Raw genomic sequence first — 25362 nt, forward strand, 5'->3', positions numbered from 1 at the left:
GCCGTCGTTCGCCGCACTGCGAGGCTCGCGCGTCATTCGTGTGCGCGCACGAACGCGGCGACCGGTACGGCGAGGGCAGCGCCGATCTCGTCGGCCGGGCGCTTGGCGCCCTTCACTTCGAACGTGTGGTTCGCGTCGTCGACCCAGTCGAGCGTCGCGTTCGGTCCGATGCGACGTACGACGTCGTCGAGTTGCTCGTTGGGCTTGGCGAACGGGTCGTTCCGCCCCTGCAGGAAGAGCATCGGCACGGTGATGCCCGGCAGGTGCTCGTCGCGCGGCTTCTCGGGCTTGCCCGGCGCGTGCAGCGGGTAGCCGAGGAAGACGAGCCCGGCCACGGCCATGCCTTCGGCGACGGCCATCGACGCCATGCGACCGCCGAACGACTTGCCCGCCGCCCAGACAGGCTCGCCCGGGCGCCCGTCGGCGGTCGCGCGTGCGGCCGCGGCATCCATCACGGCACGCCACGTCGCGATCGCGACCGGCGGCCGGTCTGGGAACCGCCGCCCCGCCTCGCGGTACGGGAAGTTGAAACGGAGCGTCGCGAACCCGCTCTCGTTCAGCGCCCGGGTGAATCCGGTCATGAACGGATGCTCCATGCCGGTGCCCGCCCCGTGGGCGACGACGATCGTGGCAGTCGGGGCCGGCGGTCGCGCCGAGACCGCCGACACGGGTGTGCCGTCGACGTCGACGGTGATCGATTCCTCCGCGGCGGTCATGTCTCCATGGTGCCGCATCGGCCCGCGCGCTCGCGCTACGAACTGAACAGTTCGAACAAGTTGCCGACGCCGTCGATGACGTTGCCTGCGTCGTCGGTGAGGTCGCCGAGCGACGCGGTCAGTTCGACGACGTCGCCTGCGGCTTCGATGGCGAGGGCGATGTCGTCCGTGACGCCGACGAGTTCGCCGAGCGTGTCGAGGTTGCTCGGGCCGAGCTCGGCGTACTCGAGCTTCAGCTTGGCGATCCAATCGCGTTCGAGCCCGAAGATCACGGCGTAGGGCAGCAGCCGTTCGTGGAGGTGGAAACGGGACCCTGCGGCAGACGGGCCGGCCGCAGGCGTGCCGCGTGCAGGAATCGGGGCGGCGGGCTGCGACGACCCGGGTGTCGCCACGAGGGTCGGCGCAGCGGCATCCGTCGCCCGCAGCTCTGCACCGCTCGGCGACTGCAGCACCTGCAGCCGTTTCGCCTCGACGAGCGCGATGTACTGCCGGAGCCCCGCCAAGTGCTCGCGTCGGGGAGTCGCTGCAGGGAGGAACTTGCGCCACGACGATGGGGTCACGAAGATCGTCGCGATGGTCGCGGCGACGGCGACGAGCGTCGCGATGAGCGCCGGCCAGTCGCCGTCGATGATCGTGAAGACGAGGAAGAGCACCTCGACGAGCATGCCGAGATAGGCGAGCACGGTGAGCGTGACGCCCGGCCACGAGACGCGGCGTTCGGCGACGAGTCCCTCGCGGGCGAGTGCGTGCTCCGTGTTCAGCAGCAGGCTCTTCATACGACCGGCGAGTGCGCGGCGGTCGGAGGAGAAGCGGCGCACACGCGTGGGGGTGTGCTCTGGGCCGAACAGCCCTTCGAGCAGCGCTGTCTCTTCGGCGGTGAGCACGACGTTCGGCGCGAGCTCCACCCCGATGGGGTCTCGCTTTCCCTCGCCGGCGAGGAGGCGCACCTTGCGCTTCACGGCCAGGTCGATGAGGGCAGCGGATGGCGCGCGCCGATCGGCGCCGACGAGCAACGCGTCTCGCAGCACCGTGGAGCCGCGTTCCGGGGTGTACTGCACGACCCGCTGCGTCACCCGTTGCGCGGCGACGGCGCGCGCGACGAGACCCAGCCCGAGGATGACGAAGGCGGGCACGATCGCGAGCAGGAAGACGGCGGGCAGCACGCGCTCAGTCTAGGGATCCGAGCGGCCTGCTCGGGAGACGCGTCGGAACGAACCGCTCGTGGCGACGCGCGTACGGGTTCCGGACGATGTCGGCGGCCGGGCGTACCGTGACTGCCATGACGAAGCTGATGCAGCACAACGCACCGCACCTGGTGATCGACGAGCCGTGTCCGCGCTGCGATTCCCTCGCGGTGCGCGCGATCGTCTACGGCCCGCTCGACTTCGAGGTCGAGACGGCCGATGTCGCAGGCGCCCTCTCGCTCGATGATTCGCCCATCTTCGACTGCCGCGAGTGCGGGTTCGAGTGGGGCGCCGCGGTGCGCGACCTGCTCGGCTGAAGTCGGCCTGGCGCCCCGGCATGGCGAGCGTCTCCAGCGCGATGAAGGCCGACAGCGCGATGAAGGCCGACATCGCGATGAAGAGGCGGAGCGGCCACCGCTGCGGGTCAGGCCGTGCTCGCCGCGCCGACCGCACGCGCACGTGAGTCACCGCTCGCGATGCGAGCCCACACCGTCGCGATGACGACGGCGACCACGGCGACGATCGCCGCAATGCCGGTCACGGTCGACTCCGGGGCATCGGTCAGGCGTGCGATCGCGACCCAGGAGAGCCCCCAGCCGAGCGCGAGGGTCGGGGCGATCCGGCCGCGGTCCCACACCGCGAGTGCGACACCGATGATGCCGGCGAGTGAGATGACGGCGACCGACCAGGCTTCGGGCGCGATGCCCCAGCCGTCGAAACCGACGGCGACGAGTGCGGCGGTGATGTTCGCGGCGGTGGCGACGCAGACCCAACCCAGGTAGAGGCCGACCGTGCCATCGGTGACGATGCCGTCGACCGTCGAGGTCGGCGCCACGGAGCGGCAGACGCGGAAGGCGATGATCAGCACGACCAGCAGCAGGGCGATGACCGGCACGCTCAGCCACAGGAGGTCGAACTGGATGCTGAGGATCCATGCCGCGTTCAGCAGCAACGACGCGGCGATCGGGTAGCCGAGGCGGCGGTGCCGGGGTGCTTCCCGCTGGGAGGGAAGGAACTGCCAGACCGCGTACGCGGCGAGTCCGAGGTAGATGAGCGTCCAGATCGCGAACGCGCTGCCCCCTGGCGCGATGAGGGTGGCGTCCGCCGCGAGCGCCCCGCCCGCGGCATCCTGAATAGGAGTTCCGCCGGCGGCGCCCGACCCGATGAAGGAGCCGACCACCGCCAGAACGGCGCTCACCGCCACGGTGATCTGTCGCACCAGGTCGCTGACCGTCGCCCGCGTCGTCGCCGATGTCATCATCATCATCTGCTCTTCCCGTCGTCTGCTGGATCTCGGTCGAGGTGGTCCCAGCCTAGAACGACGGATGTCGCACCGCGTCGAACTTCCGATTGATGCGTGCAGGTTCTCGGTGGGTGCGGCGCCGCCGGTGCGCCGCTCCTCCGGCTACTCCTCGACGAGCGCGGCGCGGATGCGCCGCAGGTCTTCCAGGAGCGAGCCGATGAGGATCCAGTGCCCCGACCTCGGCGGGGACACCACGAGGGGTGAGGTCAGCGCGGGCACGGCCGAGGTCATCGGCTCGGGGTCGACATCGGCGAGGTGCACGGCGAGTCGCACGTCGTGCGCGGCCCGCCGCAGCTGCTCGGCGATCGCGCGCACGGTCGGCTCATCGGCCAGCGCGGCGTCGTAGTGGTCGAAGAACGCGCGCGTCATGCCGATCACCTGGGTGACGATGGGGCTCAGTCGTTCGAGCAGGGCGCGCATCTCGGCGAGCTCGGTGCGATGCGCCGAGCGACGCGGATTCAGCGTGAGCGATTCCTCCCCCGTCGAGATCGAGGCATCCGCTGCATCTCGCATCGGTCGCATGAGGCGCGCTTCGACCATGAGTCGTTGCAGATCGGCCGCCGACTGCGGGCTCTCGAGGGCGCTTGCGAGCCGGTCGAGGGATGCCGCGAGCTCACCGCCGAGCAGCGACAGGTCGCGTCGGGCCGGGGCGAGTGCCACCGGCGGCACGATCAGCGCATTGACGACGATGCCGATCGCGGCGCCGATGAGCGTCTCGATGATGCGGTCGAGCGCGTACTCGGGCGAGGAGGAGCCGAGGGCGAGCACGAGCATCGCGCTGATGGCGACCTGGTTCGAAGTGCCAGGGGTCATCTTCAGCGACCACGCGACGAGCATCGCGATCATGATCGTCACGAGGATGATCCAGCTGTTCTGCCCGAACACGAGCGAGATGGCGCTGGCGATGAGCACACCGAGGATCACGCCGATCGAACGCTCGATCGCCTTGCCGAGCGACTGGTTCACGCTCGGCTGCACCACGAGCAGTGCCGCGATCGCGGCGAATACCGGCAACTGCCCCGGAATCAGCCAGCCTGCGACGAGCCACGCCGCGATCGTCGCGGCCGACGCCTTGGCGACCTGCAGGATGGGCACGCGCTTCGAGGCTCGGAAGGTGTTGGTGATGCCCATACGCTCCATTCTGCTCGGAACGGCCGGGTCTCGATACGCTCGCTGACGCTCGCTACTCGACCAGCGGACGTGATCCCGCGGGTCTCGATACGCTCGCTGAAGCTCGCTACTCGACCAGCGGACGTGATCTCGAACGTCGGTCGAGTAGCGACGAAGGAGCGTATCGAGACCCCGGGGTTCGTCGGGTCACTGGGGCAGGCCGCGAGGGCCGTCTTCCCCGTGCTCGGGCACGTCGGGGTCGTCGTGGTCCGACAACGGATCATGGTCGACGACTTCGTCGACGTCGGCGATCGGCACGGCATCGGGAAGGGCGTTCTGCTCGGCGAGCGACGCGGGGGAGGCGCGTCTGAGCGCCACCGAGGCATCCGTGCCCAGACGCAGCCGTCGCAGAAACCCTCGCGCCCATCTCACCTCGCCCACGACGAGGCCGCGCTGGAGCGGTTCCTCGACCTCGAGCCCGTAGTACTTGCCGATGTGGTCGACGAACTGGGCTCGTTCGGCCTTCGCGTAGGCGCGGCGCTCGCGAGTGAAGGCGATGATCGTCGACCAGCAGATGAGCAGCATCACGATGCTGAACGGCAACGCGATGATGATCGCCGCGGTCTGCAGGGCGGTGAGACCGCCCGTGAGCAGCAGCGCGATCGCGAGCAGCGCGGTGATCACGGTGAAGAAGATGCGGATCCACCGCTTCGGGTTGAGCTGGCCGCCAGTGGCGATCATGCCCATCACGAGCGCGCCCGAGTCCGCCGAGGTGACGAAGAAGATCGTGATGAGCAGGATCACGCCGACCGTGAGCACCGGGGTGCCGGGGAGGTAGGTGAGCAGCTCGAAGAGCGCGGCCTCGACGTTGACGCTGCCGTCGGGCTGGGTGAGTGCGCCGGGGTCGGCGAGCTCGATCGCGAGTGCCGAACCGCCGAGCACCGCGAACCAGAGGATGCCGATGAGCGTCGGCACGAGGATGACGCCGGCGACGAACTGGCGCACGGTGCGGCCCTTCGAGACGCGAGCGATGAAGATGCCGACGAAAGGCGCCCACGAGATCCACCAGCCCCAGTAGAACGACGTCCACGACGCCTGCCATTCCTCGCCGGCGGTGCCCTGGAAGGCGCTCACGTTGAAGGAGAGGCCGACGAAGTTCTGGATGTACGTACCCATCGACTGCACGAACTCGCGCAGCAGAAACTCGGTCGGCCCCATCACGAGGAGGTACACCACGAGGAGGCCCGCGAGCACGATGTTCGCGGTCGAGAGCCACTTCATGCCCTTCGTGACTCCGGAGAGCACCGACCAGAGCACGAACACCGAGATGACGAGGATGATGATCACTTGCGTGAGCGCGTTCGGCTCGAGGATGCCGGCGATGTCGAGCCCCGCGCTGATCTGCAGCACGCCGAGGCCGAGCGAGGTCGCCACGCCGAAGAGGGTGCCGACGAGCGCCACGACGTCGATGGCATGGCCCCAACCGCCCTCGACGCGTTTGCCGAGCAACGGTTCGAGCGTCCAGCGGATCGAGATCGGCCGGCGTCGGCGGTGGATCGCGTAGGCGAGTCCGAGCCCGACGACGACGTAGATCGACCACGCGTGCACGCCCCAGTGCAAGTAGGTCTGGGCGAGCGCCTCCTGCGCGAGCGCGTCGGGCGGGCCGGTGACCCCCGGTCGCGGCGACACGAAATGGCTGAGCGGCTCGCTCACGCCGTAGAACACGAGCCCGATGCCCATGCCCGCGGCGAAGAGCAGTGCGAACCACGCGAGCAACGAGAACTCGGGCTCGTCGTCATCACGGCCGAGTTTGATGTCGCCGAAACGGCTGAATCCGACGAACAGGCTGAACGCCACGAAGAATGCGGCGATGAGCACGTAATACCAGTTGAAGGTGTTGACGATGCCGGTCTGGATCGCGCCGAACATCGCGTCCGCCGCATCCGGGGCGATCAGGACGAACGCGACGAACAGGGCGACGATGACCGCCGCCGGCCAGAACACCCAGCGCTGCACGGGGGGCAGCGACCGGCGAGGGGGCGGCGGCGCCGAGGCACCCGCCGTCGGGGCATCCGTGGTGTTCAGAGGCTGGTCGGTCGGCTCGTTCGGCGTACCGCTCATGGGCAACACGGTAGCGAGGTGGGCGCTCCGCCGCATCGACCCGCGCCGAACCCGCGCCGGAGTCGCCGGACTCGCAAGTGTCGCCGGGCGGGGCTATCGTGACGCGCATGGCCCAGATCGACGCTGACCTCGCACGCCTCGGCACCGAGTTCTGGCAGTGGCGCGCCGTGAACTCGTTCCGCACCTCCGACGACATCCCGCGCATCGAACGGCCCGGGGGCTGGGTGCCGCGGTTCGATCCGGCGGCCATCGAGCTGCAGCGAGACGAGCTCGCCGTCTTCGTCGAACGTTGGCAGGCGACGGATGCCGCGGGCATGCCGGTGCCCGACCAGGTCGATCACCGGCTGCTGGGCTCGGCGCTCGCGCGCGTGCGCTGGGAACTCGACGTGCTCCGCAACTGGGAGCGCGATGCCGTGTTCCTCGCGAGCCAGATCCTCGGCCCGTGGTTCGATCTGCTGCTCGCCCCGCCACCGTTCGACGCCGGGCGACAGGCCGATCTGGTCACGGTGCTCACCGCGATCCCACAGGCTGCCGAACAGGCGATCGCGAATCTCGAGCGGGCCGGCATCTCCGCCCTCGCCCGGGTGGCCGCAGCCGAGCTCGTCGGCATCGGTCCGCGCCTCGCCGACTCGGTCGCGGCGCTCGCCGGGCAGGTCGAGGCCGCGACGGCGACCGCGCTCGCCGAGGCGCAGCCCGCCGCGAGTGCGGCGCTCACCCGGTACGCGCAGTGGCTCGAGGCATCCGCTGATCGCCTCGGCGCCGAGGTCATCGTGGGCCCCGACGCCTTCGTCTGGTACCTGCGTCACGTCGCGCTCGTCGCGGCCGAGCCCGAAGAACTCGTTCGTGCCGCCCTGCAGGACTACCGGCGGGCCGTGCTCGCCGAGACGTTCACGCGCAACCGGTACCGCGACGCGCCGGTCGCGCCGCTCGCGCGGGATGTCGCCGCCGAGGTGGCCGACGAGGCCGCACGCGACGCCGAGGTGCGGGCGTTCTACGACCGCGAGGGCCTGCTGACCCAACCCGAGTCGCTGCGCCGCTACTTCTTCTCGAGTTACCCGGCGTATCTCGAGCCCGTTGCCTTTCTCGGCGTGACCGACCACCTGGCGAACGAGCGCACGCGCGGCGACGACGCGGTCTCGTACGTGCCCGAACCCGCGGCTGACCTTCCGTACTTCGACGCCGCGAACGCGCGCGACCCGCGGCTCGGCATCATCCACGAGGGGGCGCACAGTCAACAGCTCGCCCTTTCGTGGGGGCACCCCCGCGCCATCCGCCGTCACTACGTCGACTCGGTCGCCAACGAGGGCATCGCCCATTACAACGAAGAACTCATGCTCGATGCTGGGCTCTTCGACGATGCGCCGCACTCGCAGACGATCGTGCACAACTTCATGCGGCTGCGGGCCCTGCGCGTCGTCGTCGACGTGAACCTCGCGACCGGCGTCTTCGGCCTCGAAGAGGCGATCGACTTCTTCGTGCGGCTCGTGCCGATGGACGTCGAGACCGCTACTGAAGAGACCTCCTACTACGTTGCGACCCCGGGCCTCGCGATGTCGTACCACGTGGGCAAGCTCGAGGTGAAGCGGCTGCTCGCCGACGCCGCAGTCGCCCGAGGCGACGACTTCTCACTCCGCGAGTTCCACGATGCCGTGTGGCTGAACGGCAACGTACCGGTGTCGTTGCAACGCTGGGAGTTGCTCGGCGATCGCGGCGACCTCGACGTGCTCGATGCCGCGGGCGACTGGCTCGAGACGTTCCCGGGGTAGGAGCGGCAGCCGCATCGTGCCATGATCGGCCTGTGGCCGACCGACTAATGCTCCTCGACACCGCTTCGCTGTACTTCCGTGCGTTCTACGGCGTGCCCGACTCGATCACCGCGCCAGACGGCACCCCCGTCAACGCCGTGCGCGGGCTGCTCGACATGATCGCGCGCCTCGTCCCCGACTTCGAGGCGACGAACCTCGTCGCCTGCTGGGACGACGACTGGCGCCCGGCCTGGCGAGTCGAACTCATTCCGAGCTACAAGGCGCACCGCGTCGCGCGTGCCGTGCCCGGCGGCGTCGACGTCGAGGAGACCCCACCGGGTCTCATCGTGCAGATTCCGCGCATCCGCGAGGTGCTCGGCCTCCTCGGCATCCCCGTTGTCGGTGCGCCCGAGCACGAGGCCGACGACGTCATCGGCACTCTCGCGACGGGCGCCGACATGCCGGTCGACGTCGTCACGGGCGACCGCGACCTGTTCCAGCTCGTTGACGACGAGGCATCCGTGCGGGTGATCTATACCGCTCGGGGCATGAGCAAGCTCGAGGTGCTGACCGACGCCTCGGTCGTCGCGAAGTACGCGGTGCTGCCGCAGCAGTACGTCGACTTCTCGGTCATGCGGGGCGACTCGTCAGACGGGTTGCCGGGTGTTGCGGGAGTGGGGGAGAAGACCGCTGCGTCGCTGCTGCGGGAATTCGTCGACCTCGACGGCATCAGGGCGGCTGCAGCGGATCCCTCGGCGCCGATGTCGGCGAGCGTGCGCGCGAAGTTCGCTGCGGCCTCCGACTATCTCGACGTCGCCCCGACCGTCGTCGAGGTCGTGCGCGACCTCGATCTCGGCGAGTTCGACTCCCGGCTGCACCCCGTCACGGGAGCGCGCCGTGAAGCCCTCGAAGCGCGCGGTGCCGAGTGGAACCTCGGCGGGTCGGTGTCGCGAGTGCTCGCGGCACTCGACTCCCTGCCGGCCGCCCAGTAGGGCCGCACCGAGAACGGGCCGCCTGGCGGTCGATCAGACGACGGATGCCTCGCGGCCGGCCCGTGCGGTCCGACCGAGCAGCATGCGCGCGACGAGTCCGATCACGGCGACGCCGATCGCCGTCGCGAGCGGCGCCACGACGAGGCTCGGTTCGGTGAGGGCCATGCGGAACACTCTGACCCCGTAGTCGAGCATCTCACCGGGGTGGCCGGCGAGTACCCGCGTTCCGGCCGCGCTCGACACCGCGGTGATCAGTGCAGGCCCGACCCAGAGCATCGCGAGGCTCGCGATCGCCGCGACGATTCGGCCGACCGTTTCGACTCCGCCCCAAGCGATCGCCGCGCCGACGAGCACCGCCGGCGCCCAGCGAACGGCGTCCCAGAGCCAGGCAGGCTCGCCCGCGAACGCGGGACCCCGCGGCGAGAGGAGCGCGTGCAGCCAGCCGGCCGAGAGGATCGCCGCGATGGTGAGGCCGATGACCGCGCCGGCTCGCGGTGCTCGGGCGACGAGCCAGAGCACGCCGAGTCCGACGACCACCGCGAGGATCGCAACGGCGATGACCGCGCCGAGGTACACGAGAGACCACTCGTCGTGTCGCAGGCCTGCGGCGACGAAGGCGGCGGTCTGGACGATCGCGACGACATCGACGAGGAGCACGCCGGCGAGCAGCATCATGAACCCACCGCGCTGAGCGCGGGGGCGCGTGGAGCGACCCACGAGCCCGGCGACCGCTGCACCGATGATGATGAGCGTGGCGATGAGTGACAGGGAGTACTGACTGAAGGGCAGCAGCACGATCGGCATCTCATCGGGCAGGGTGTCGTTCGCCCAGAGATTCTGCAGCGGCAGGCGCATGCCCGTGATCAGCCACGGCAGCAGGCCGAGCGCGGCGGAGGCCACGCCGAACAGAAGCAGGTGCCAGCCGCGCAGCGGTCGCGCCTGGCCGGCATCGGTCGCCACGTACTCGCGGGAGGGCTGCATGTCGGGCGTCGTCTGACTCATTGCCACCTCGTCGTTGGATCGGCGCCGGCCCGGAGCCGGGCGGGTGCGACCACCCTATGCTGCGCGGAGGACGGAGTTCTCGTTCCGATCATTCCGCGCGGCCGACTCGAGATTCGAGTCCCGATCACCCCTCGCCGAGCGCCGACGCGAAGAACGCGAGCTCGTGCTCGGCCGATCGGCGGAACGCCCGGTGCATCCGCTCGCGTGTCTCGGGCGTCGCACTCGCCGCCAGGCGCGTGACGATGTCGATCGCCTCGCGGTTCGCGGCGGCGAACGCGGGGTCGGCGTACGTCGCGAGCCACGAGGCATACGGATGCGCCGTCGCCGTCGCCGTCGCACCGAAGACGCCGTCCGCGAACCGCTCGCCGAGGTCGACGTAGATCCAGTAGCAGGGCAGTACGGCGGCGGCGAGCGCCGCGTAGTCGCCACGGGCCGCAGTGGAGAGCAGGTGGTCGAGGTAGGCGGTCGTCGCGGCGTCGGGCTCGGCCGCGAATGTCGATGCGCCGGCCGAGTCGAGCCATGTCTCGTGCAGCTCGAGTTCGCCGACGAGGGAGCCGTGCGCGGCGTTCGCCCAGAATGCCTGCTCCGAGGCATCCGTCGCGAGACGCGAGGCATCGGCCAGCACGCGTGCGTAGTCACGCAGGTAGAGCGCGTCCTGCGCGAGGTAGCGGAGGAACGCGGGTCGCTCGAGCGTGCCGTCGGCGAGCTCGCGGATGAACGCGAGCCCGTCGATCGCCGAGCGAAGGTCGTGGATCGACGCCCACCACTCCGCCTCGACCTCGGCGGGCGTCGGGGCCGTGCGCACCCCGCCGCGGGACCAGAGCCCCGCGAAGTGGCTGATCGGCCCGTGCCCGCCGCCGACCTCGAGCGCTTCGCCGTGCCGCAGCGACTCGCGCAGCCACCGGCGGGCCTCGATGATCGCGAGGGTCCAATCTCCGAGCTCTGCGCGAAGGCTCGCGATCGCGGAGGAGAGCGAGCACCCCGTGCCGTGGGTGGCGCTGGTCTCGATGCGCTCCCCCGGGAACTCGATGATCGTGCCTGTCTCGGCGTCGACGAGCGCGTCGGGAGCGTCGGCGCCGTCGAGGTGGCCGCCCTTCGCGAGCACGAGCACGCCGAACTCGCGCGAGACTCGTCGGGCCTGCTCGAGCGCCGCCGGCCAGGTGAGTGCGTGCGGCTCGCCGGAGAGCACGGCGAGTTCGTGCAGGTTCGGCGTGATGAGGTGCGCCCGGGGGATGAGCGCGCGGAGTGCCTGCTCGGCGGTCGGATCGAGCAGTCGGTCGCCGCTCGTCGCGATCATGACCGGGTCGAGCACCACCACCGGGGGCCTCGTGCGCGCGAGCCAGTCGTCGACCGTGCCGATGATCGCTGCGTCGGCGAGCATGCCGATCTTCACGGCGTCGATCGTTACGTCGTCGCTCACCGCATCGAGCTGCTCGGCGAGGAACGACGCCGGCGGCAGGTGCACGTTGCGCACGCCCCGCGTGTTCTGCGCGACGAGCGCGGTCACCGCCGCCATGCCGTAGCCGCCGACGGCGGCGATCGACTTCAGGTCGGCGTGGATGCCGGCGCCGCCGGTCGGGTCGGTACCGGCGATGCTCAGCACGCGCGGCACCCGCCGGTCGCGCGGCACGCTGCGGACGCCGGGCGTGTGGCGGCCTCGCGGGGGCGTGGCGGTCTCGAGTGCGAGGCGAGCGGATGCCACGGCGCCGATGTCGACCGCTCGAGCGGCCGTCTCGCTCATCGCCGGGCCTCCGAGACACGGCGGTCGCGGGGTGGCGCGATGCCCGCCCAAGCGTCGACGAAGTGCAGCGCAGCGTCGCGGGGATCGGCGGCGGCGCAGATCGCGGAGACGAGGGCGACCCCGGCGGCGCCGCCGTCACGGAGCGGCGCGACGTCGTCGAGAGTGATGCCGCCGATCGCGACGCACGGCAACTCGGCCTCGGCCGCGAGTCGTGCGAACCCGTCGACGCCGAGGGCCGGCGGATGATCGGGCTTCGTCGCGGTGGGCCGGATCACGCCGACGCCCAGGTAGTCGACCGTGCCACGCGGCATCCGTCGTACGGCCTCGAAGTGGGCCGAGGTGTTCGCGGTGAGGCCGACGACGCCGTTCGGTCCGAGCCGCTCACGCGCGATCGCCGCCGCGGCGTCACCCTGGCCGAGATGCACACCGTCGACGGGCAAGCCGCTCGCCCGTGCCGCGAGGGCGACGTCGAGCCGGTCGTTCACGAGCAGCGTCGCCCGCCCGTCGATCGCGGCGCACAGCCCTTCGAGCAGCATCAGCAGCTCCGTCGAGGAGCCGAGCTTGTCACGCAGCTGCACCACTCGCACCCCGCCATCGACCGCATCGGCGACGACCGACGTCACGCCCCGCGGGCCGCAGAGTGCCGTATCGGTGACGAGGTAGACCGAGAGATCGAGCGCCGTGTGCGCCGTCACGACCGCACCGACGTCGAGGGCACTGCCACGGATGCGAGTTCGGCCGCCACCGCCGTCTGCGCGTCGGCGGCGACCTCGACGAGCTGCACCCGCCCGCGCTCGGCGACCTCGTCGGCCGTGACCTGCGCGAGGGCATCGAGGAACAGCGGTGCGAAACTGCCCGGCCCGGCGGCACCCGCGGCCGCGAGCTCGGCCGCCACCGTGTAGACGAGCGTCGCTGCAACGGCGCCGGAGAACGCGTCGTCGGTGACCGAGAGGAAGGCTGCGGTGACGGCGCCGAGGGCGCAACCGCCGCCCGTGACCCGGGTGAGCAGCACGTCGCCGTTGGCGACCCGCGCAACCCGCCGGCCGTCGGTGATCAGGTCGATCGGGCCCGACACCGCGACGACGGAGCCGTGCGCCCGGGCGAGGTGAGCCGCGGCATCCGCTGCCGACTCGGTCGAATCGGAGGCGTCGACGCCGCGTCCGCCGCTGCCCGTGCCGGCGAGGGCGATGACCTCGCTCGCATTGCCGCGGATCACGGTCGGGCGCTGCGCGAGCAGCTCGTGGGCGAACGCGGTGCGCACGGGCAGTCCGCCGACGGCGACCGGGTCGAGCACCCAGGGCGTGCCGGTCTCGGATGCCGCGGCCACCGCCTCGCGGGCGGCATCTCGCTGTTCCTCGTGCGGCGTGCCGAGGTTCACGAGCAGCCCCGACGCGATTCGCGCGAAGATCCCGGCCTCACCGCGGATGTCGACCATGGCCGGGGCCGCGCCGAGGGCGAGCAGAGTGTTGGCCGTCACGTTGGTGACGACGCTGTTGGTGATGCACTGCACGAGCGGCGTCGCCTCGCGCACGAGGGTCAGGAGCTCGGCAGAGTGCCGGGCAGGGTCGGTTGGCAGACGATCGCTCATCGCGACATCCCTTCGCTAGTTCGAACTAGATCAGGTTCGACGGGTGTGTTCTCAGCCATGCCCGCTTCGGTGAAGCGATGCACGGCACCCCGTGTCACTGCGATGAAGCCTAGCGGTCGCCCGGTGACGGTCGGCGACACGGGCGTCTCGCGCGAAGGATAATGAAGCAGTGAGTTCCGACCCTTCAATGCCGCCGCCCGCTCCCGCCCTCGAGAGCACGGTGAAGCCGCGCCTGTTCTGGTTCGTCGCGCTCCTCGCCGTCGTCGTGATCCTCATCGACCAGGGCTCGAAGTGGTGGGCCGAGGCCGCACTCGAGGAGCGGGTGTCCGTTCCGTTGATCGGTGACCTGATCCGCTTCCAGCTCGTGTACAACCCCGGCGCCGCATTCTCGATCGGCACCGAGTTCACCTGGGTGTTCGCGATCCTGGCGGCAGTGGGGGTCATCGCCATCCTCGTGTTCGCGTGGCCGGTGCGCTCACGGGGTTGGGCGATCGCGCTCGGTCTCCTGCTCGGCGGCGCCGCGACCCACCTCGGCGATCGGCTGTTCCGTGAACCGGGATTCGGCCGCGGGCATGTCGTGGACTTCATCGGTTACGGCAACCTCTTCATCGGCAACGTGGCCGACATCGCGATCTTCGCCGGCGCCGTGATGGTGCTCGTGCTGACCTTCAAGGGCGTGCATCGCAGCGGCGCTGTCAACTCGGCTGACGCTGACGCTGACGCTGACGCTGAAACGGCTACCGACGCCGACGCGGCTGCCGACTCCGACACGACTGCCGAGACGAACACCGGCACCGAGACATCCGCATAGCGCCCCTCAGCGACGCTCGATGGTCGACCCGCGGATCACGAGCCGCACGGGCAGGTGATGCACGCCGGCGTCAGGTTCGGTGCCGTCGATCGCGGCGAAGATTCGCATGGCCGCGGTGCGCCCGAGCTGCTGCAGGTTCGCGTCGATGCTCGTCAGCTCGGGACGGGAGTTCACGGCGAGCACCTCCCAGTTGTCGTACCCGATGACGGCGACGTCTTCGGGCACGCGCTTGCCGAGGTCGCGCATGGTGTCGATCACGCCGCGCGCGATCTGGTCGCTGCCGGCGACGACGCCGTCGATGTCGGGATGCTGGGCGAGCAGCATGCCGGCCGCTGCGCGGCCCCAGTGTTCGCTCCAGCTCGAGGTCATGACGTCGCCCACGAGTTCGAGTCCGGCTTCGGCGAGGGCCGCCTGCACGCCGACCGCACGATCCTGCGCGGCGGCGTACTCGGGCTCGCCGGTGATGTGCGCGATGCGCCGCCGCCCCGTGGCGAGGAGGTGCTCGACGGCGATGCGTCCGCCGGCGATGTTGTCGGGCGTCACCGAGACGTCGCCGGGGTCGTCTGATGGCGCGTAGGCGTAGACCACGGGCACGGGGAGGTCGTGGCCGAGGGACGGTCGCGGGTCGGTCTGGCGTCCCACGACGATGATGCCGTCGACGCGTCGGTTCAGCAGCGCCTTGAGGTGGTGCTGCTCGCGGATCGTGTCGCCTCGCGCGTCGCAGAGGAACACGTTGATCTGACCTGCGCCGAACGCGTCTTCGGCGCCCATGAGGATGGGGATCACGAACCGGCCCTCGAGGTCGCTCGTGAGCAGGCCCACGGTTCCGGTGCGGCCGGCGATGAGGCTTCTGGCGAGCGAGTTGGGTGTGAACGAGAGCTGTTCGGCGGCGTCGATGACGCGCTTGCGCGTGGCCGGGGCGACTTGGTCGCGGCCGTTGATGGCCTTCGAGGCGGTCGCGAGCGAGACGCCTGCCATGCGGGCCACGTCGTTGAGCGTCGCCGCCCGTGAGCTGCCCGAGCCGGTTCTCGCCATGTTCGCCTCCTCGACTGAAACGCTACCGGCTGTCGCTCTTGACGGCCGGGAGATTCACACTGTAGCGTGCCGAAAGGCCTTTCGGAAATTTCGGTAAGGCCGCACCAGCACCTGACATTCCGGGCGTCTCGGCGCCCACTCAACGACGAGCAAGGAGTACACGGATGAGATCACGCAATCGCCGGATGATGCGGGCTGCAGCTCTGCTCGCCGCCGGCGCTCTCACGATCGGACTGGCCGCCTGCACGGGCGGCGACGAACCCGGAACGAGCCTCGCGGACGCCGGCGCCGAGGGCGTCGACGACGGCACGACCCTGACGCTCTGGACGCGTGCGCCCCTCGAGAAGCAGGCGAAGCTCCTCGTCGAGGCCTACAACGACAGCCACGAGAACCAGGTCGAGCTCACGGTCGTGCCGAACGACGACTACGTCGCGAAGGTCGGTGCAGCAGCCGGCTCCAACGGTCTGCCCGACCTGTTCGCCGCCGACATCGTCTACGTGCCGAACTGGGTCGAGCAGGGGCTGTTCCAGGACATCACGGCGAACATCGACGGCTTCGACTTCAAGGACGAGATCAACAAGGGGCATCTCTCGGCCGGCACGCTCGACGACGAGGAGTACGTGCTGCCGTTCGTGCTCGACCTGTCGATGCTGTTCTGGAACAAGGAGCTCGCGACCGAGGCCGGGCTCGATGCCGAGGCCGGCCCCGCCAACCTCGAGGAGTTCGCCGAGTGGGCCAAGGCCATCCAGGGCCTGAACAAGCCCGACACGTACGGCACGGCCACCGGCCTGAACTGCGGCGGATGCCTCGTCTTCACGTGGTTCCCGAGCAACTGGGCCGACGGACAAGAGGTGCTTTCCGACGATGGCACCGAGTCGCTGCTCGCAAGCGACACGTCGAAGGAGATCTACTCCATCTGGAAGGACCTCTGGGACTCGGGCGCCGTGCTGCCCGCATCGAAGGACGAGGCCGGCCCCACCTGGACCGCCGCGTTCACCGAGGGCAAGGTCGGCATCATGCCGTACCCGGCGACCCTGCTCTCGTCGACTCCGTTCGACGTGGGTGTCTCGGGTCTGCCCGGCCCCGAGGGCGGAGCCTCGACATTCGTCGGCGGCGACGGCATCGGCGTCTCGAAGGACTCGAAGAAGGCCGCGCAGGCGTGGAGCTTCCTCAGCTGGATGATGTCCGAGGACGCGCAGGTCGGTGTCCTCGCGAAGGACAACGACGTGGTTTCGCGCTCCGACCTCGCCGACAACGAGTACTCGCAGAAGGACCCGCGCCTAATCACGATCAACGAGGTCGCCGGTCAGGGCGATACCCCGGTCGCGATCAACTTCCAGCAAGCGTTCAACGCGCCGAACAGCCCGTGGCTGACCATGGTCCGCAACGCGGTGCTGGGTGACGCGTCGTCGATCGACGCCGACAACGACGAGATCACCGCGATCCTCGGGCAGTAGCCGCACCGTCGACTGGCCGGCGCGCGGAGTCCAAGCTGCGCGCCGGCCCGCCATCCCTCGAAAGGCCCACCATGACCGCCACGCTTCCCGCAGCGGCATCCGCTTCGAGTCGCGCGCAGCGCCGACGTCCTCGTCGCCGTGCCGCAGTGACCGGCTGGCTCTTCGCGCTGCCGACCGCGCTCTTCGTGCTGCTGTTGTTCGGGCTCCCGCTGCTGCTCGTGCTGCAGATGTCGGCGAGCGACTGGCCGTTGCTCGGCGGCAACCAGGGGTGGAACCTGCCCGAGAACTACGTCGACGCGGTCGGCAACCGCTTCTTCCTCGACTCCATCTGGTTCACCCTGAAGTACACGGTGCTGACGACGATCATCCTGCTCGCCTTGAGCCTCGGGCTCGCGATGCTCGTGCAGGAATCCACCAGGTGGAAGGGACTGCTGCGCACTTCGTTCCTCGTGCCGAGCGCGCTGGGCCTGGCATCCGCTTCGCTCCTGTTCTACGTGCTCTACTCGCCCATCGCCGGGCCGTTCGCCGACCTCATGAAGGCGTGGGGCTTCACGTTCCTCGGCACGCCCGACGGCGCGCTCTGGTCGACGATCTTCCTCATCGTCTGGCGCTACGCCGGTTTCTACATGCTGCTCATGTTGGTGGGCCTGCAGGGAATACCCGAAGACGTGTACGAGGCGGCCCGCATCGACGGCGCCTCGCGTTGGCAGACCTTCCGCGGCATCACGATCCCGCTGCTCCGCCCGACGCTCGCGCTCACGACCGTGCTCTGCGTCACGGGCTCGCTGCTCGCATTCGAGCAGTTCTACATCCTCACGAAGGGCGGTCCCGACAACTCGACCATCACGGTCGTGCAGCTCATCTACAGCATGGCGTTCCAGGGGCAGAACGATCTCGGCGTCGCCGGTGCGCTCTCGGTCATCGTGCTGCTCGCGCTCGTGGTCATCAACATCGCGCAGATCCGCGCGTTCGGAAGGAAGGCGGAAGACTGATGAGCCTGCTCACCCGTCGCGGGGCACCCGCCACAGACTCCACGGTCGCGATCGTCGCGCCGAACCATCGCGGCGGGGTCGCCCGCAAGCGCCCCACCACCGTCGCCGGTATCGCCCTGCGCACGCCGTACTGGGTGCTCACGGCCGGCCTCGCACTGCTCTTCCTCTACCCGCTCATCTGGACGGCGATCTCGTCGGTCTCACCGCTCGCGGGCACCAACCAGACCGACGGCTGGGGCTTCGGCAACTACGTCACCCTCGCGAACTACCAGGCCGGCATCTGGGTGTACCTGTTCAACTCGACGTTCGTGTCGCTGCTGACCGTGCTGCTCACGCTCACGATCTCACTGCTCGGCGGCTACGCCTTCGCGCGCTTCAGGTTCCCCGGCAAAGACCTGCTGTTCCTCTCGACGCTCGCGATCCTGATGGTGCCGTACGCGACGCTGCTCATCCCGCTGTACGTGCTGCTCAACTCGGTCGGGCTCTCGAACTCGCTCGTGGGCGTGGCTCTCGTGCTCACCATGTTCCAGCTCCCGTTCTCGATGTTCATGATGCGCATCTCGTTCGAGTCGATTCCGCGTGAGCTCGACGAGGCCGCGATGGTCGATGGATGCTCCGCCTGGAGCGTGCTCTGGCGGGTGCTCGTGCCCGCGGTGAAGCCGGGCCTCATCACGGTCGGCCTCTTCGCGTTCCTCGCGGCGTGGAACGACTTCATGGCGCCGCTCATTCTCATCAACGATTCGAACCGCATGACGCTGCCGCTCGCGATCTCGAACCTCAGGGGGCAGGTGCAGGGCGTCGTCGACTACGGCGCGACCGAGGCCGGCGTCGTGGTACTCGCGCTGCCGTGCATCCTGCTCTTCCTGATCCTTCAACGACACTACGTGCGCGGCTTCATGTCGGGCGCCTTCAAGGGATGAACATGACGGTCTCCACGCACACCGCTCCTGCATCGGTCGCATCGGTCCCACCGGTCGCGCCCGTCGCACCATCGCGCACCGCGCTCCGCCCGCTGGGCCTCGACGAAGTGACGATCACCGGCGGCTTCTGGGGTGAGCGGCAGGAGGTGAACGGGCGGGCCACGCTCGCGCACATCGCCGGTTGGCTCGAGCGCGAGGGGTGGATCGGCAACTTCGACCTCGCGGCATCCGGAGGACTGCCCGAAGGTCGGCGCGGCCGGGAGTTCTCGGACTCGGAGGTGTACAAGTACCTCGAGGCCGTGGCGTGGGAGATCGGGCGGCGCGGGGGAGACACCGAACTCGAGCGGGCGTTCCGCGACCTCGTCGGCCGGGTCGCCGCGGCGCAAGAGCCCGGCGGATACCTGAACACCCGCTTCGGGAGGCCCGGCCAGGGTGCGCGGTGGTCCGACCTCGAGTGGGGGCACGAGCTGTACTGCCTCGGGCACCTCTTCCAGGCGGCTGTCGCGCGGGCGCGCACCAGCCCGACAGCAGACGACGGGCTCATCGACGTCGCTCGTCGCGCGGCCGACCTCGTGTGCGAGGTCTTCGGGGACGGCGGCATCGAGTCGGTCTGCGGTCACGCCGAGGTCGAGGTCGGGCTCGTGGAGCTCGCCCGTGTCACCGGCGAGCCCCGGTACCTGCGTCAGGCGCAGCTCTTCGTCGAGCGCCGTGGCACGGGCACGCTGCGCGACATCGAGTGGGGCCGGTCGTACTACCAGGACGACATCCCGGTGCGGCAGGCCGATGTGCTTCGCGGCCACGCGGTGCGCGCGAACTACCTCGCCGCCGGAGCCGTCGACCTCGCCGTCGAGACGGTCGATATCGAACTACTGGGCGCGCTCGAGCGCCAGTGGACGAACACGGTCGCGCGGCGCACCTACGTGACCGGCGGGCAGGGCTCGCACCATCAGGACGAGGCGTTCGGCGAGGACTTCGAACTGCCCTCCGACCGCGCCTACTCCGAGACCTGCGCGGGCATCGCCTCGATCATGTTCAGCTGGCGGATGCTGCTGGCCCAACCCGACGCCCGCTACGGTGACCTCATCGAGCGCACGCTCTTCAACGTCGTCGCGACGTCGCCTTCGGCTGAGGGCACGGCGTTCTACTACGCCAACACGCTGCACCAGCGGCGCCCAGGCGCCCCGGCCGACCCCGACGTCGTGTCGCCGCGGGCGTCGTCATCGTTGCGCGCGCCGTGGTTCGAGGTGTCGTGCTGCCCGCCGAACGTGGCGCGCACGTTCGCGAGTCTGGCGGCGTACATCGCGACCGCGGATGCCTCGGGCGTGCAGGTGCACCAGTTCGCCCCGTCGACGATTCGCACGACGCTCGACGACGGGCGCGAGATCGCGCTCGAGGTCGAGACGTCGTACCCGCGCGAGGGGTCGGTGCTGGTGCGCGTTCTCGCCGACGCCGGTGGCGAGTGGACGCTCTCGCTGAGGGTGCCGGCGTGGGCCGAGCAGGCGCGGCTCGTCGTGCGGCCCGCCGACGGGGGAGTCGAGCAGGCCTGGCCCGCCGACTCGCACGGGCGTGCGGGCATGACCTCGGTGACCCGTGCGTTCGCCGTGGGCGACGAAGTCACGCTCGAGCTGCCGGTGGCGCCGCGGTTCACAGCGCCCGACCCGCGCGTCGATGCCGTGCGCGGGTGCGTCACGGTCGAGCGCGGGCCCGAAGTGTTCGCGCTCGAGTCGGTCGATCTCGAGTCGGCGGGCATCGGTGCGACGGGTGTCGCGGATGTGCTCGTCGACACGACGGTGCCGCCGCGCGAGGTCGACGGTCGGGTCGTGGTCGCGTTGCGTGAGCGCGTCGTGATCGGCGGGTGGCCGTACGGCGACGACGCGGATGACGAGGGGCCCGAAGCATCCGCTCACCAGGTCGCGCTCGTGCCGTATCACGAGTGGGCCGAGCGCGGCCCGTCGACGATGCGGGTGTGGATCCCGACGGAGTGACCGGCCTGGGCCGGTAGCGAACCGAACGGGGGCGGATGCCGCGTGGCATCCACCCCCGTTCGGTTCGTGCTGCTCGCTAGCTCGCGCGACGTGCGCGAACCCGCACGACGGCGAACGCCGCGCCGCCGGCGGCGATCAGTGCGAGCGCGAGCCAGCCGAGCAGGTCGACGAGCGGTGCGCCCGTCGAGGCGAGGTCGGCGTCGGTCGCCGCTGCCCCCGCCGAACCGGCCGCCCCTGATGCTGCGGCGAGCGTGATCGAGGAGCGTGCGACCTCGACGCCGTTGATCGTGACGACGATCGAGTGCGCGCCCGCGGGCGTCGCGGCCGGGATCGTGCCGGTGAACGTGAATCCGCCGTCTGCGGCCGTCGTCGCGGCGCCGAGCGTCTGCGGCGTCGAGTGCAGCTCGACCGCGAACCCGCCGACTCCCGGTGCCAGGCCGGTGCCGACGACCGTGATGTCGCCGCCCGGCACGAGGTCACCCGTGACCGAGACCGAGCCCTTGACCGTGGTCGGGTCGACCACTGGGGGGCCCTCGACGTTCACGGCCGCCGACGCGGCCGAGGTTGCTGAGGTGCCGACGGTGTTGCGGGCGGCGACCGTCGCGGTGTAGTCGCCGCCGGGCCTTGCCGTGAAGGTGTACTCGGTCGTGTCGGCCGGCACCGTGACGGGGGCACCGCCGTTCAGGGCGACCCGGTAGCTCGTGACGGGCGAGCCGCCGTCGGCGGGCTCGGCCCACGAGACCGTCACCGAGGTGTCGCTCACTGATGCGTCGGGCGCATCAGGTGCAGAGGGCACGGTCGCGACTGCATCCGACGCACGGGGCAGTGCGCCGAAGAACGTGTCGAGGGCCGCGATTCCCTCGTCGGCGAGCGCGAGCTGCGCGGCGAGGCCGGCGGGGTCGGGCCGGTCGGCGTAGCGCCCGGGCAGGTCGTTCACGTACCACCACTCGGTCATGTACTCCTTGTAGGTGCCGTCGCCGTTGTCGTGGATCCACTGCTGCACGATCGGTGCGGCCTGGCCGTCGACGGTGCGTCCGCGGTTGTACTCGAGCACGTAGGGCACCTGCAGCTTCTTCGCGGTCGCGAGCGCCTGCTCGCGGTCGCCGCCCGGGTAGAAGTCGACCTGGCCTGAGACGGCGGGCACGTACTGCGTGGCGAGGTTCGGCAGGTACTGCGTGACGAGGTCGCCGTAGAGGTCGGCGAACTCCGAGCCGGTGTCGCGGATGTGCAGGTCGTTGCCCGAGTTGCCGTCGAGTCGCAGGTCGAAGAAGTACACCTGGTCGACGCCGTTCGCGACCGCCTGACGGTTGACCTCCTTCAGAAAGGCGCGCGTGTTGTGGCACCAGGTGCCGCCGAAGAAGAGCACGTAGTCGCCGTCGCTCTCGAGGATGTTCACGAGCTCGGGGTACGTGACGGTCTGCACGCGCCAGTCGGCGTCGTCGTCGTCGAGCACCGTCGCGCCGCCGTACTCGGGCTTGCCCAGGTACGCCGAGGCGTGCTTGGCGTTGACGACCTGCTCGTTGAACGTGAACTGGTCGCTCGTGTCGAGCTCGGTCGCCGAGCCGAGCACGGTGGTGACGCCGGCGGTGTAGGCGGCGAGTGCGGCGGGGTCTTCGAGCTGCTCCGCCGTGACGGGCGTGGTGATCGCCGAGACGATGCGGTCTTCCGCGCCGCCCTCGGTGTGCGACGTGTCGTAGACGAAGAGCGTGGGGTCGTCGGTGCCGTCGAAGGGCGTCTGCGTGTCCTTGCCGAGGTACTCGGTCACGAGTCGGGTCCAGAGCGGTGCGACGTCGGCGTTCGTCGTCGTGCGGATGTCGAGGTGGTTGCCGTCGAGTCGCGGGTCGAAGTTGTAGATCCGTTCGACGCCGGCGCCCTTCGCGACCTCGTTGATCGCGCCGATCGTCGCGGCCGTCTGCGGGTCTTCGGGTCCGCCGACGAGGAACGCGAACCGGCCGTCTTGGCCGAGCAGGTATTCGAAGCGTTCGAAGGTCACGGTCTCGTAGACGCTGTCGGGGCCGAGGCCCTCGTAGGCGTCGTCGAACCAGTCGACGGTGTCGGTCGTGCCCGGCGCGGGGGCTGCCGCTGCCGGGGCGGCCGCGACGCCGCCGAGCACGGCCGTGCCGGCGATCGCGAGTGCGGTCAGCATCGCTGCCCGCCTCGGGGTGGGGCGGAGGTGGTCGGGCACGTTGCTTCCTTTCGTCGAGTGAGGGGTTGGGCCGGTCATACGGTCACGGATGTCTCGGCGGGCTCGTCGCCCTCGGGGTGGTCGCCGCCGGCGCTGTTCGCCTTGCGGCGGCGCAGCAGCCGCTGGCCGAGTAGGGCGAGTGCGCCCACCGCGACGAGGCCGATGAGGATGCCGCCGCCGGCGAGCCATTCCGGTGCGCCGTTGCTGCTCGAAGCCGCAGCGGACACGGCCGCCTCGGTCGTGGGCTTCGCGGTCGCCGCTGCGATGGTCGCCGACTTCGATGCGCTCGACGCGGCGGACTCGCCGACCGCGTTCGTGGCGACGAGGGTTGCGGTGTAGACCCCTGCGCCCAACACCTTGAACGTGTGCGAAGTCGCGTCGGCTGCGAGCGGAATCGCGGTGCCCTTGTTGAGCGACAGCTTGTAGCCCGTCACGGGCGAGCCGCCGTCGGTCGGTGCCGCCCAGGTGACGGTCAGCGCCGTGCCCTTGACGGTGAGAACCGGTGCGGTGGGGGCGAGTGGCGCGGTCGCCCCGACGACGGCCGGAGCGACGTCGGTGGTCGCCCCCGTCTCGGTCGTGTTCGACGTGGTGCCACCCGAGGTGCTGCCACCCGAGGTGCCGGTGTTCGGAGCCGGTGCCGGCGCCGGCGCAGGAGCGGGGGCCGGAGCAGGTGCGGGGGCCGGAGCAGGTGCGGGCGCCGGCGCGGAGCCGCCGCCGCTGATCGCGGGCGGGGGATCCTCTTGGGTGCTGTCGTAGGGGTAGCCGCCGGCGTTCTCGCACGCGCCGAGGTCGAAGTTGAGAGAGCAGAGATCGCACACGTCGCCGGCCGCCGAGGCGGGCCCGCTGCCGATGAGCACGAAGGTCGGAACGGTGATCGCGAACACGAGGCCCGTTGCGAAGCCGCGGATGCCGCGGAGGCGGCGAGGTCGGGGAGTCATAGGGATTCTTCCTTCTGGTCGGCCGCGTCAGCGGTGAGTGGCGAGTTCGGTCGGCAGCGGGGCGGACGAGACATCCGCTTCGGTGGCAGCGTCGAGGTCGGTCTGGGTCTGGGACTCGGGCTGGGTCTCGCTCGCGGGTTCGGGCTCGCTCTCGAACTCGTCGCGATGCGTCGCGCGACCGGCGAAGATCTCGTCGTCGAGCGCGCCGGCCCGACGGGCGACGATCGTGGCGCTCGTGGCGGCGGCCGTGACGTTGGCCATGGTGCTCGCGGTGCCGGCGATGGCGCTGATCGGAATGAGCAGCACGAGCACCTCGACGGGCAGCCCCACGGCGGTCAGCACCGCGGTGGCGGTGACGATCGCCGTGCCCGGCACTCCCGCCGTGCCGAGGGAGACGAGCAGCCCCAGCACGACGAGCACGACGTAGTCGAGCGGCGTGTATTCGATGCCGAGCGCGTTCACGGTGAACACCGCGACGAGGGTGGGCCAGATGCCGGCGCATCCGGGCATGCCGATGGTCGTGCCGATCGGGGCCGTGAAGCCCGCCACCTCGTCGGAGACGCCGATCTTGCGGGTGAGCGTCGAGATCGTGAGCGGCAGGGTGCCGATGCTCGACTGCGTCGTGAAGGCGGTGTACTGGGCAGGCGTCAGCAGGCGGAAGAAGCGCAGCGGGTTCACGTCGGCGAACACCCGCAGCAGCACGCCGTTCACGAGGTAGGTATCGACGAAGGCGGCCACGAGCGCGATGACGAGCACGCCGACGAGCGAGAGCGCCGTCTCGATGCGGGCGACCGCCGTCGACGTGGTCACCGCGACGAGTGCGAGCACCGCGTACGGGGTGAGCGCGATGATGAAGCCGACGGCCTTGAAGAGCACGCGGCGCGTGGCATCCACGAACTCTTTGAACGACCGCACCTTCTCGGCGTTCTTGTCGGCGACGATCAGGTACGACACCGCGATGAGCAGGGTGAAGAGGATGATCGCGATGATGTTGTTCGACGAGATGTCGCCGACGACGTTGTGCGGGAAGAGTCCGACGATGACCTCGTCGAGCGGGGCGAGCAGGCCCGTGAGCGCGGAGCTGCCTTCGACGCCCGTGATGTCGAGGTTCGCTCCTTTGCCGATGCCCGTCGCGAGCGCGAGGCCGAGCGTCAGCAGGATCGCGATGAGGTTGGTCGCGAGCAGCCAGAACACCGAGCTCAGGCCGATCGTGCGCAGCTTCGCGAGGCTGCCGAGCGAGGTCACGCTCGAGAGCACCGAGACGATGATGAGCGGCGCGACGACTGCGGTGATGACATTGACGTAGATCGAGCCGATCGGGTCGACGTAGTCGAGGTGGCCCTGGAACGCGATGCCGACGCCGATGCCGACGACGAGCGCGATGACGGTGAGCAGGGTGAATTTCGCCCCGGCGCGGCGCAGCAGGAAGAGACCCGCGAAGAGCACGACGATCAAGGCGAGGGCGGCGACGGAGAGCCAGTCGATGTCAGCCACGGCGGGCTCCGGTGCCGGCGTCGGCGCGGCTGGCCTCGGCGCG

General features: G+C 70.1%; 21 protein-coding genes and 1 riboswitch. Of the genes, 8 read left to right on the forward strand and 13 right to left on the reverse strand.

Features of this window, described 5'->3' with window-relative positions; translation table 11 throughout:
* Window positions 1-32 precede the first annotated feature (32 nt).
* Window positions 33-716, reverse strand: a complete 684-nt coding sequence (locus AC1C2S_RS10940; RefSeq protein WP_495352549.1) for an alpha/beta hydrolase family protein — start codon at window positions 714-716, stop codon at window positions 33-35.
* Between the two features lie 35 nt (window positions 717-751).
* Window positions 752-1879 (reverse strand): DUF2207 domain-containing protein, encoded by a 1128-nt coding sequence (locus AC1C2S_RS10945; RefSeq protein WP_495352550.1) that lies wholly within the window; start codon window positions 1877-1879, stop codon window positions 752-754.
* A gap of 116 nt (window positions 1880-1995) precedes the next feature.
* Here AC1C2S_RS10945 and AC1C2S_RS10950 point away from each other — a divergent pair, with 116 nt between their 5' ends.
* Window positions 1996-2217 (forward strand): hypothetical protein, encoded by a 222-nt coding sequence (locus AC1C2S_RS10950; protein WP_495352551.1) that lies wholly within the window; start codon window positions 1996-1998, stop codon window positions 2215-2217.
* A gap of 107 nt (window positions 2218-2324) precedes the next feature.
* Here the strand turns inward: AC1C2S_RS10950 and AC1C2S_RS10955 are convergent, their stop codons facing one another.
* The 3 genes from AC1C2S_RS10955 to AC1C2S_RS10965 form a co-directional block, all read right to left on the reverse strand.
* On the reverse strand, window positions 2325-3164 hold the full coding sequence (locus tag AC1C2S_RS10955) for a TspO/MBR family protein (RefSeq protein ID WP_495352552.1): 840 nt from the start codon (window positions 3162-3164) through the stop codon (window positions 2325-2327).
* 141 nt (window positions 3165-3305) lie between these two features.
* Window positions 3306-4334 carry an FUSC family protein gene (locus tag AC1C2S_RS10960; protein WP_495352553.1) on the reverse strand — a complete coding sequence of 343 codons (1029 nt, stop codon included), beginning with the start codon at window positions 4332-4334 and terminating at the stop codon, window positions 3306-3308.
* A 186-nt stretch (window positions 4335-4520) separates the two neighbouring features.
* Window positions 4521-6434 (reverse strand): BCCT family transporter, encoded by a 1914-nt coding sequence (locus AC1C2S_RS10965; protein WP_495352554.1) that lies wholly within the window; start codon window positions 6432-6434, stop codon window positions 4521-4523.
* Window positions 6435-6541: 107 nt separating this feature from the next.
* Here AC1C2S_RS10965 and AC1C2S_RS10970 point away from each other — a divergent pair, with 107 nt between their 5' ends.
* Window positions 6542-8200: a DUF885 family protein gene (locus tag AC1C2S_RS10970; RefSeq protein ID WP_495352555.1), complete on the forward strand. Its 1659-nt coding sequence runs from the start codon at window positions 6542-6544 to the stop codon at window positions 8198-8200.
* Between the two features lie 32 nt (window positions 8201-8232).
* Entirely contained in the window at window positions 8233-9171 is a 939-nt protein-coding gene (locus AC1C2S_RS10975; protein WP_495352556.1) for a 5'-3' exonuclease, read from the forward strand.
* A gap of 33 nt (window positions 9172-9204) precedes the next feature.
* On the opposite strand, the gene AC1C2S_RS10980 is transcribed toward AC1C2S_RS10975, so the two are convergent.
* The 4 genes from AC1C2S_RS10980 to thiM all read right to left on the reverse strand — a co-directional run bounded on the left by AC1C2S_RS10980 (window position 9205) and on the right by thiM (window position 13502).
* Window positions 9205-10173 carry a hypothetical protein gene (locus AC1C2S_RS10980; RefSeq protein WP_495352557.1) on the reverse strand — a complete coding sequence of 323 codons (969 nt, stop codon included), beginning with the start codon at window positions 10171-10173 and terminating at the stop codon, window positions 9205-9207.
* A gap of 124 nt (window positions 10174-10297) precedes the next feature.
* Window positions 10298-11914: a bifunctional hydroxymethylpyrimidine kinase/phosphomethylpyrimidine kinase gene (locus AC1C2S_RS10985; protein WP_495352558.1), complete on the reverse strand. Its 1617-nt coding sequence runs from the start codon at window positions 11912-11914 to the stop codon at window positions 10298-10300.
* The gene (gene thiE / locus AC1C2S_RS10990) at window positions 11911-12609 is read right to left on the reverse strand and encodes a thiamine phosphate synthase (RefSeq protein WP_495352559.1); all 699 of its coding nucleotides are present in this window, start codon (window positions 12607-12609) and stop codon (window positions 11911-11913) included. Before thiE ends, AC1C2S_RS10985 begins: the two co-directional genes overlap by 4 nt.
* Window positions 12606-13502, reverse strand: coding sequence for a hydroxyethylthiazole kinase (thiM, locus tag AC1C2S_RS10995; protein WP_495352560.1), 897 nt, complete (start codon window positions 13500-13502; stop codon window positions 12606-12608). Before thiM ends, thiE begins: the two co-directional genes overlap by 4 nt.
* Window positions 13493-13604, reverse strand: a riboswitch (TPP riboswitch). It overlaps the preceding gene by 10 nt.
* Before the next feature lie 67 nt (window positions 13605-13671).
* On the opposite strand from thiM, the gene AC1C2S_RS11000 reads away from it, so the two are divergent.
* Window positions 13672-14313, forward strand: a complete 642-nt coding sequence (locus AC1C2S_RS11000; protein ID WP_495352561.1) for a signal peptidase II — start codon at window positions 13672-13674, stop codon at window positions 14311-14313.
* 6 nt (window positions 14314-14319) lie between these two features.
* On the opposite strand, the gene AC1C2S_RS11005 is transcribed toward AC1C2S_RS11000, so the two are convergent.
* Window positions 14320-15348 (reverse strand): LacI family DNA-binding transcriptional regulator, encoded by a 1029-nt coding sequence (locus tag AC1C2S_RS11005; RefSeq protein ID WP_495352562.1) that lies wholly within the window; start codon window positions 15346-15348, stop codon window positions 14320-14322.
* 164 nt (window positions 15349-15512) lie between these two features.
* On the opposite strand from AC1C2S_RS11005, the gene AC1C2S_RS11010 reads away from it, so the two are divergent.
* The 4 genes from AC1C2S_RS11010 (at window position 15513) to AC1C2S_RS11025 (ending at window position 20702) form a co-directional block, all read left to right on the forward strand.
* A complete protein-coding gene (locus AC1C2S_RS11010; RefSeq protein ID WP_495352563.1) occupies window positions 15513-16805 on the forward strand; it encodes an ABC transporter substrate-binding protein in 1293 nt (430 codons plus the stop codon).
* A gap of 71 nt (window positions 16806-16876) precedes the next feature.
* Window positions 16877-17797 carry a carbohydrate ABC transporter permease gene (locus AC1C2S_RS11015; RefSeq protein WP_495352564.1) on the forward strand — a complete coding sequence of 307 codons (921 nt, stop codon included), beginning with the start codon at window positions 16877-16879 and terminating at the stop codon, window positions 17795-17797.
* Entirely contained in the window at window positions 17797-18717 is a 921-nt protein-coding gene (locus AC1C2S_RS11020; protein ID WP_495352565.1) for a carbohydrate ABC transporter permease, read from the forward strand. Before AC1C2S_RS11015 ends, AC1C2S_RS11020 begins: the two co-directional genes overlap by 1 nt.
* A 2-nt stretch (window positions 18718-18719) precedes the next feature.
* Window positions 18720-20702 carry a glycoside hydrolase family 127 protein gene (locus AC1C2S_RS11025; RefSeq protein WP_495352566.1) on the forward strand — a complete coding sequence of 661 codons (1983 nt, stop codon included), beginning with the start codon at window positions 18720-18722 and terminating at the stop codon, window positions 20700-20702.
* 76 nt (window positions 20703-20778) lie between these two features.
* Here the strand turns inward: AC1C2S_RS11025 and AC1C2S_RS11030 are convergent, their stop codons facing one another.
* From AC1C2S_RS11030 to AC1C2S_RS11040, 3 genes are read right to left on the reverse strand one after another with little or no spacing between them, the layout of a single operon-like run.
* Window positions 20779-22887 carry a fibronectin type III domain-containing protein gene (locus tag AC1C2S_RS11030; RefSeq protein WP_495352567.1) on the reverse strand — a complete coding sequence of 703 codons (2109 nt, stop codon included), beginning with the start codon at window positions 22885-22887 and terminating at the stop codon, window positions 20779-20781.
* 35 nt (window positions 22888-22922) lie between these two features.
* Complete coding sequence (locus AC1C2S_RS11035; protein ID WP_495352568.1) at window positions 22923-23825, reverse strand: fibronectin type III domain-containing protein; 903 nt, start codon at window positions 23823-23825, stop codon at window positions 22923-22925.
* 27 nt (window positions 23826-23852) lie between these two features.
* Window positions 23853-25319, reverse strand: a complete 1467-nt coding sequence (locus tag AC1C2S_RS11040) for a dicarboxylate/amino acid:cation symporter (protein ID WP_495352569.1) — start codon at window positions 25317-25319, stop codon at window positions 23853-23855.
* Window positions 25320-25362 lie beyond the last annotated feature (43 nt).

It is taken from the genome of Agromyces sp. Y782, from assembly GCF_059445405.1.

Bases quoted from the DNA above. Each gene is read 5' to 3' on its own strand.
- AC1C2S_RS10940 (WP_495352549.1), bottom strand. From the start codon at position 716: ATGACCGCCGCGGAGGAATCGATCACCGTCGACGTCGACGGCACACCC.
- AC1C2S_RS10950 (WP_495352551.1), top strand. From the start codon at position 1,996: ATGACGAAGCTGATGCAGCACAACGCACCGCACCTGGTGATCGACGAG.
- AC1C2S_RS10955 (WP_495352552.1), bottom strand. From the start codon at position 3,164: ATGATGATGACATCGGCGACGACGCGGGCGACGGTCAGCGACCTGGTG.
- AC1C2S_RS10960 (WP_495352553.1), bottom strand. From the start codon at position 4,334: ATGGGCATCACCAACACCTTCCGAGCCTCGAAGCGCGTGCCCATCCTG.
- AC1C2S_RS10965 (WP_495352554.1), bottom strand. From the start codon at position 6,434: ATGAGCGGTACGCCGAACGAGCCGACCGACCAGCCTCTGAACACCACG.
- AC1C2S_RS10970 (WP_495352555.1), top strand. From the start codon at position 6,542: ATGGCCCAGATCGACGCTGACCTCGCACGCCTCGGCACCGAGTTCTGG.
- AC1C2S_RS10980 (WP_495352557.1), bottom strand. From the start codon at position 10,173: ATGAGTCAGACGACGCCCGACATGCAGCCCTCCCGCGAGTACGTGGCG.
- AC1C2S_RS10985 (WP_495352558.1), bottom strand. From the start codon at position 11,914: ATGAGCGAGACGGCCGCTCGAGCGGTCGACATCGGCGCCGTGGCATCC.
- thiM (WP_495352560.1), bottom strand. From the start codon at position 13,502: ATGAGCGATCGTCTGCCAACCGACCCTGCCCGGCACTCTGCCGAGCTC.
- AC1C2S_RS11005 (WP_495352562.1), bottom strand. From the start codon at position 15,348: ATGGCGAGAACCGGCTCGGGCAGCTCACGGGCGGCGACGCTCAACGAC.
- AC1C2S_RS11010 (WP_495352563.1), top strand. From the start codon at position 15,513: ATGAGATCACGCAATCGCCGGATGATGCGGGCTGCAGCTCTGCTCGCC.
- AC1C2S_RS11015 (WP_495352564.1), top strand. From the start codon at position 16,877: ATGACCGCCACGCTTCCCGCAGCGGCATCCGCTTCGAGTCGCGCGCAG.
- AC1C2S_RS11020 (WP_495352565.1), top strand. From the start codon at position 17,797: ATGAGCCTGCTCACCCGTCGCGGGGCACCCGCCACAGACTCCACGGTC.
- AC1C2S_RS11025 (WP_495352566.1), top strand. From the start codon at position 18,720: ATGACGGTCTCCACGCACACCGCTCCTGCATCGGTCGCATCGGTCCCA.
- AC1C2S_RS11035 (WP_495352568.1), bottom strand. From the start codon at position 23,825: ATGACTCCCCGACCTCGCCGCCTCCGCGGCATCCGCGGCTTCGCAACG.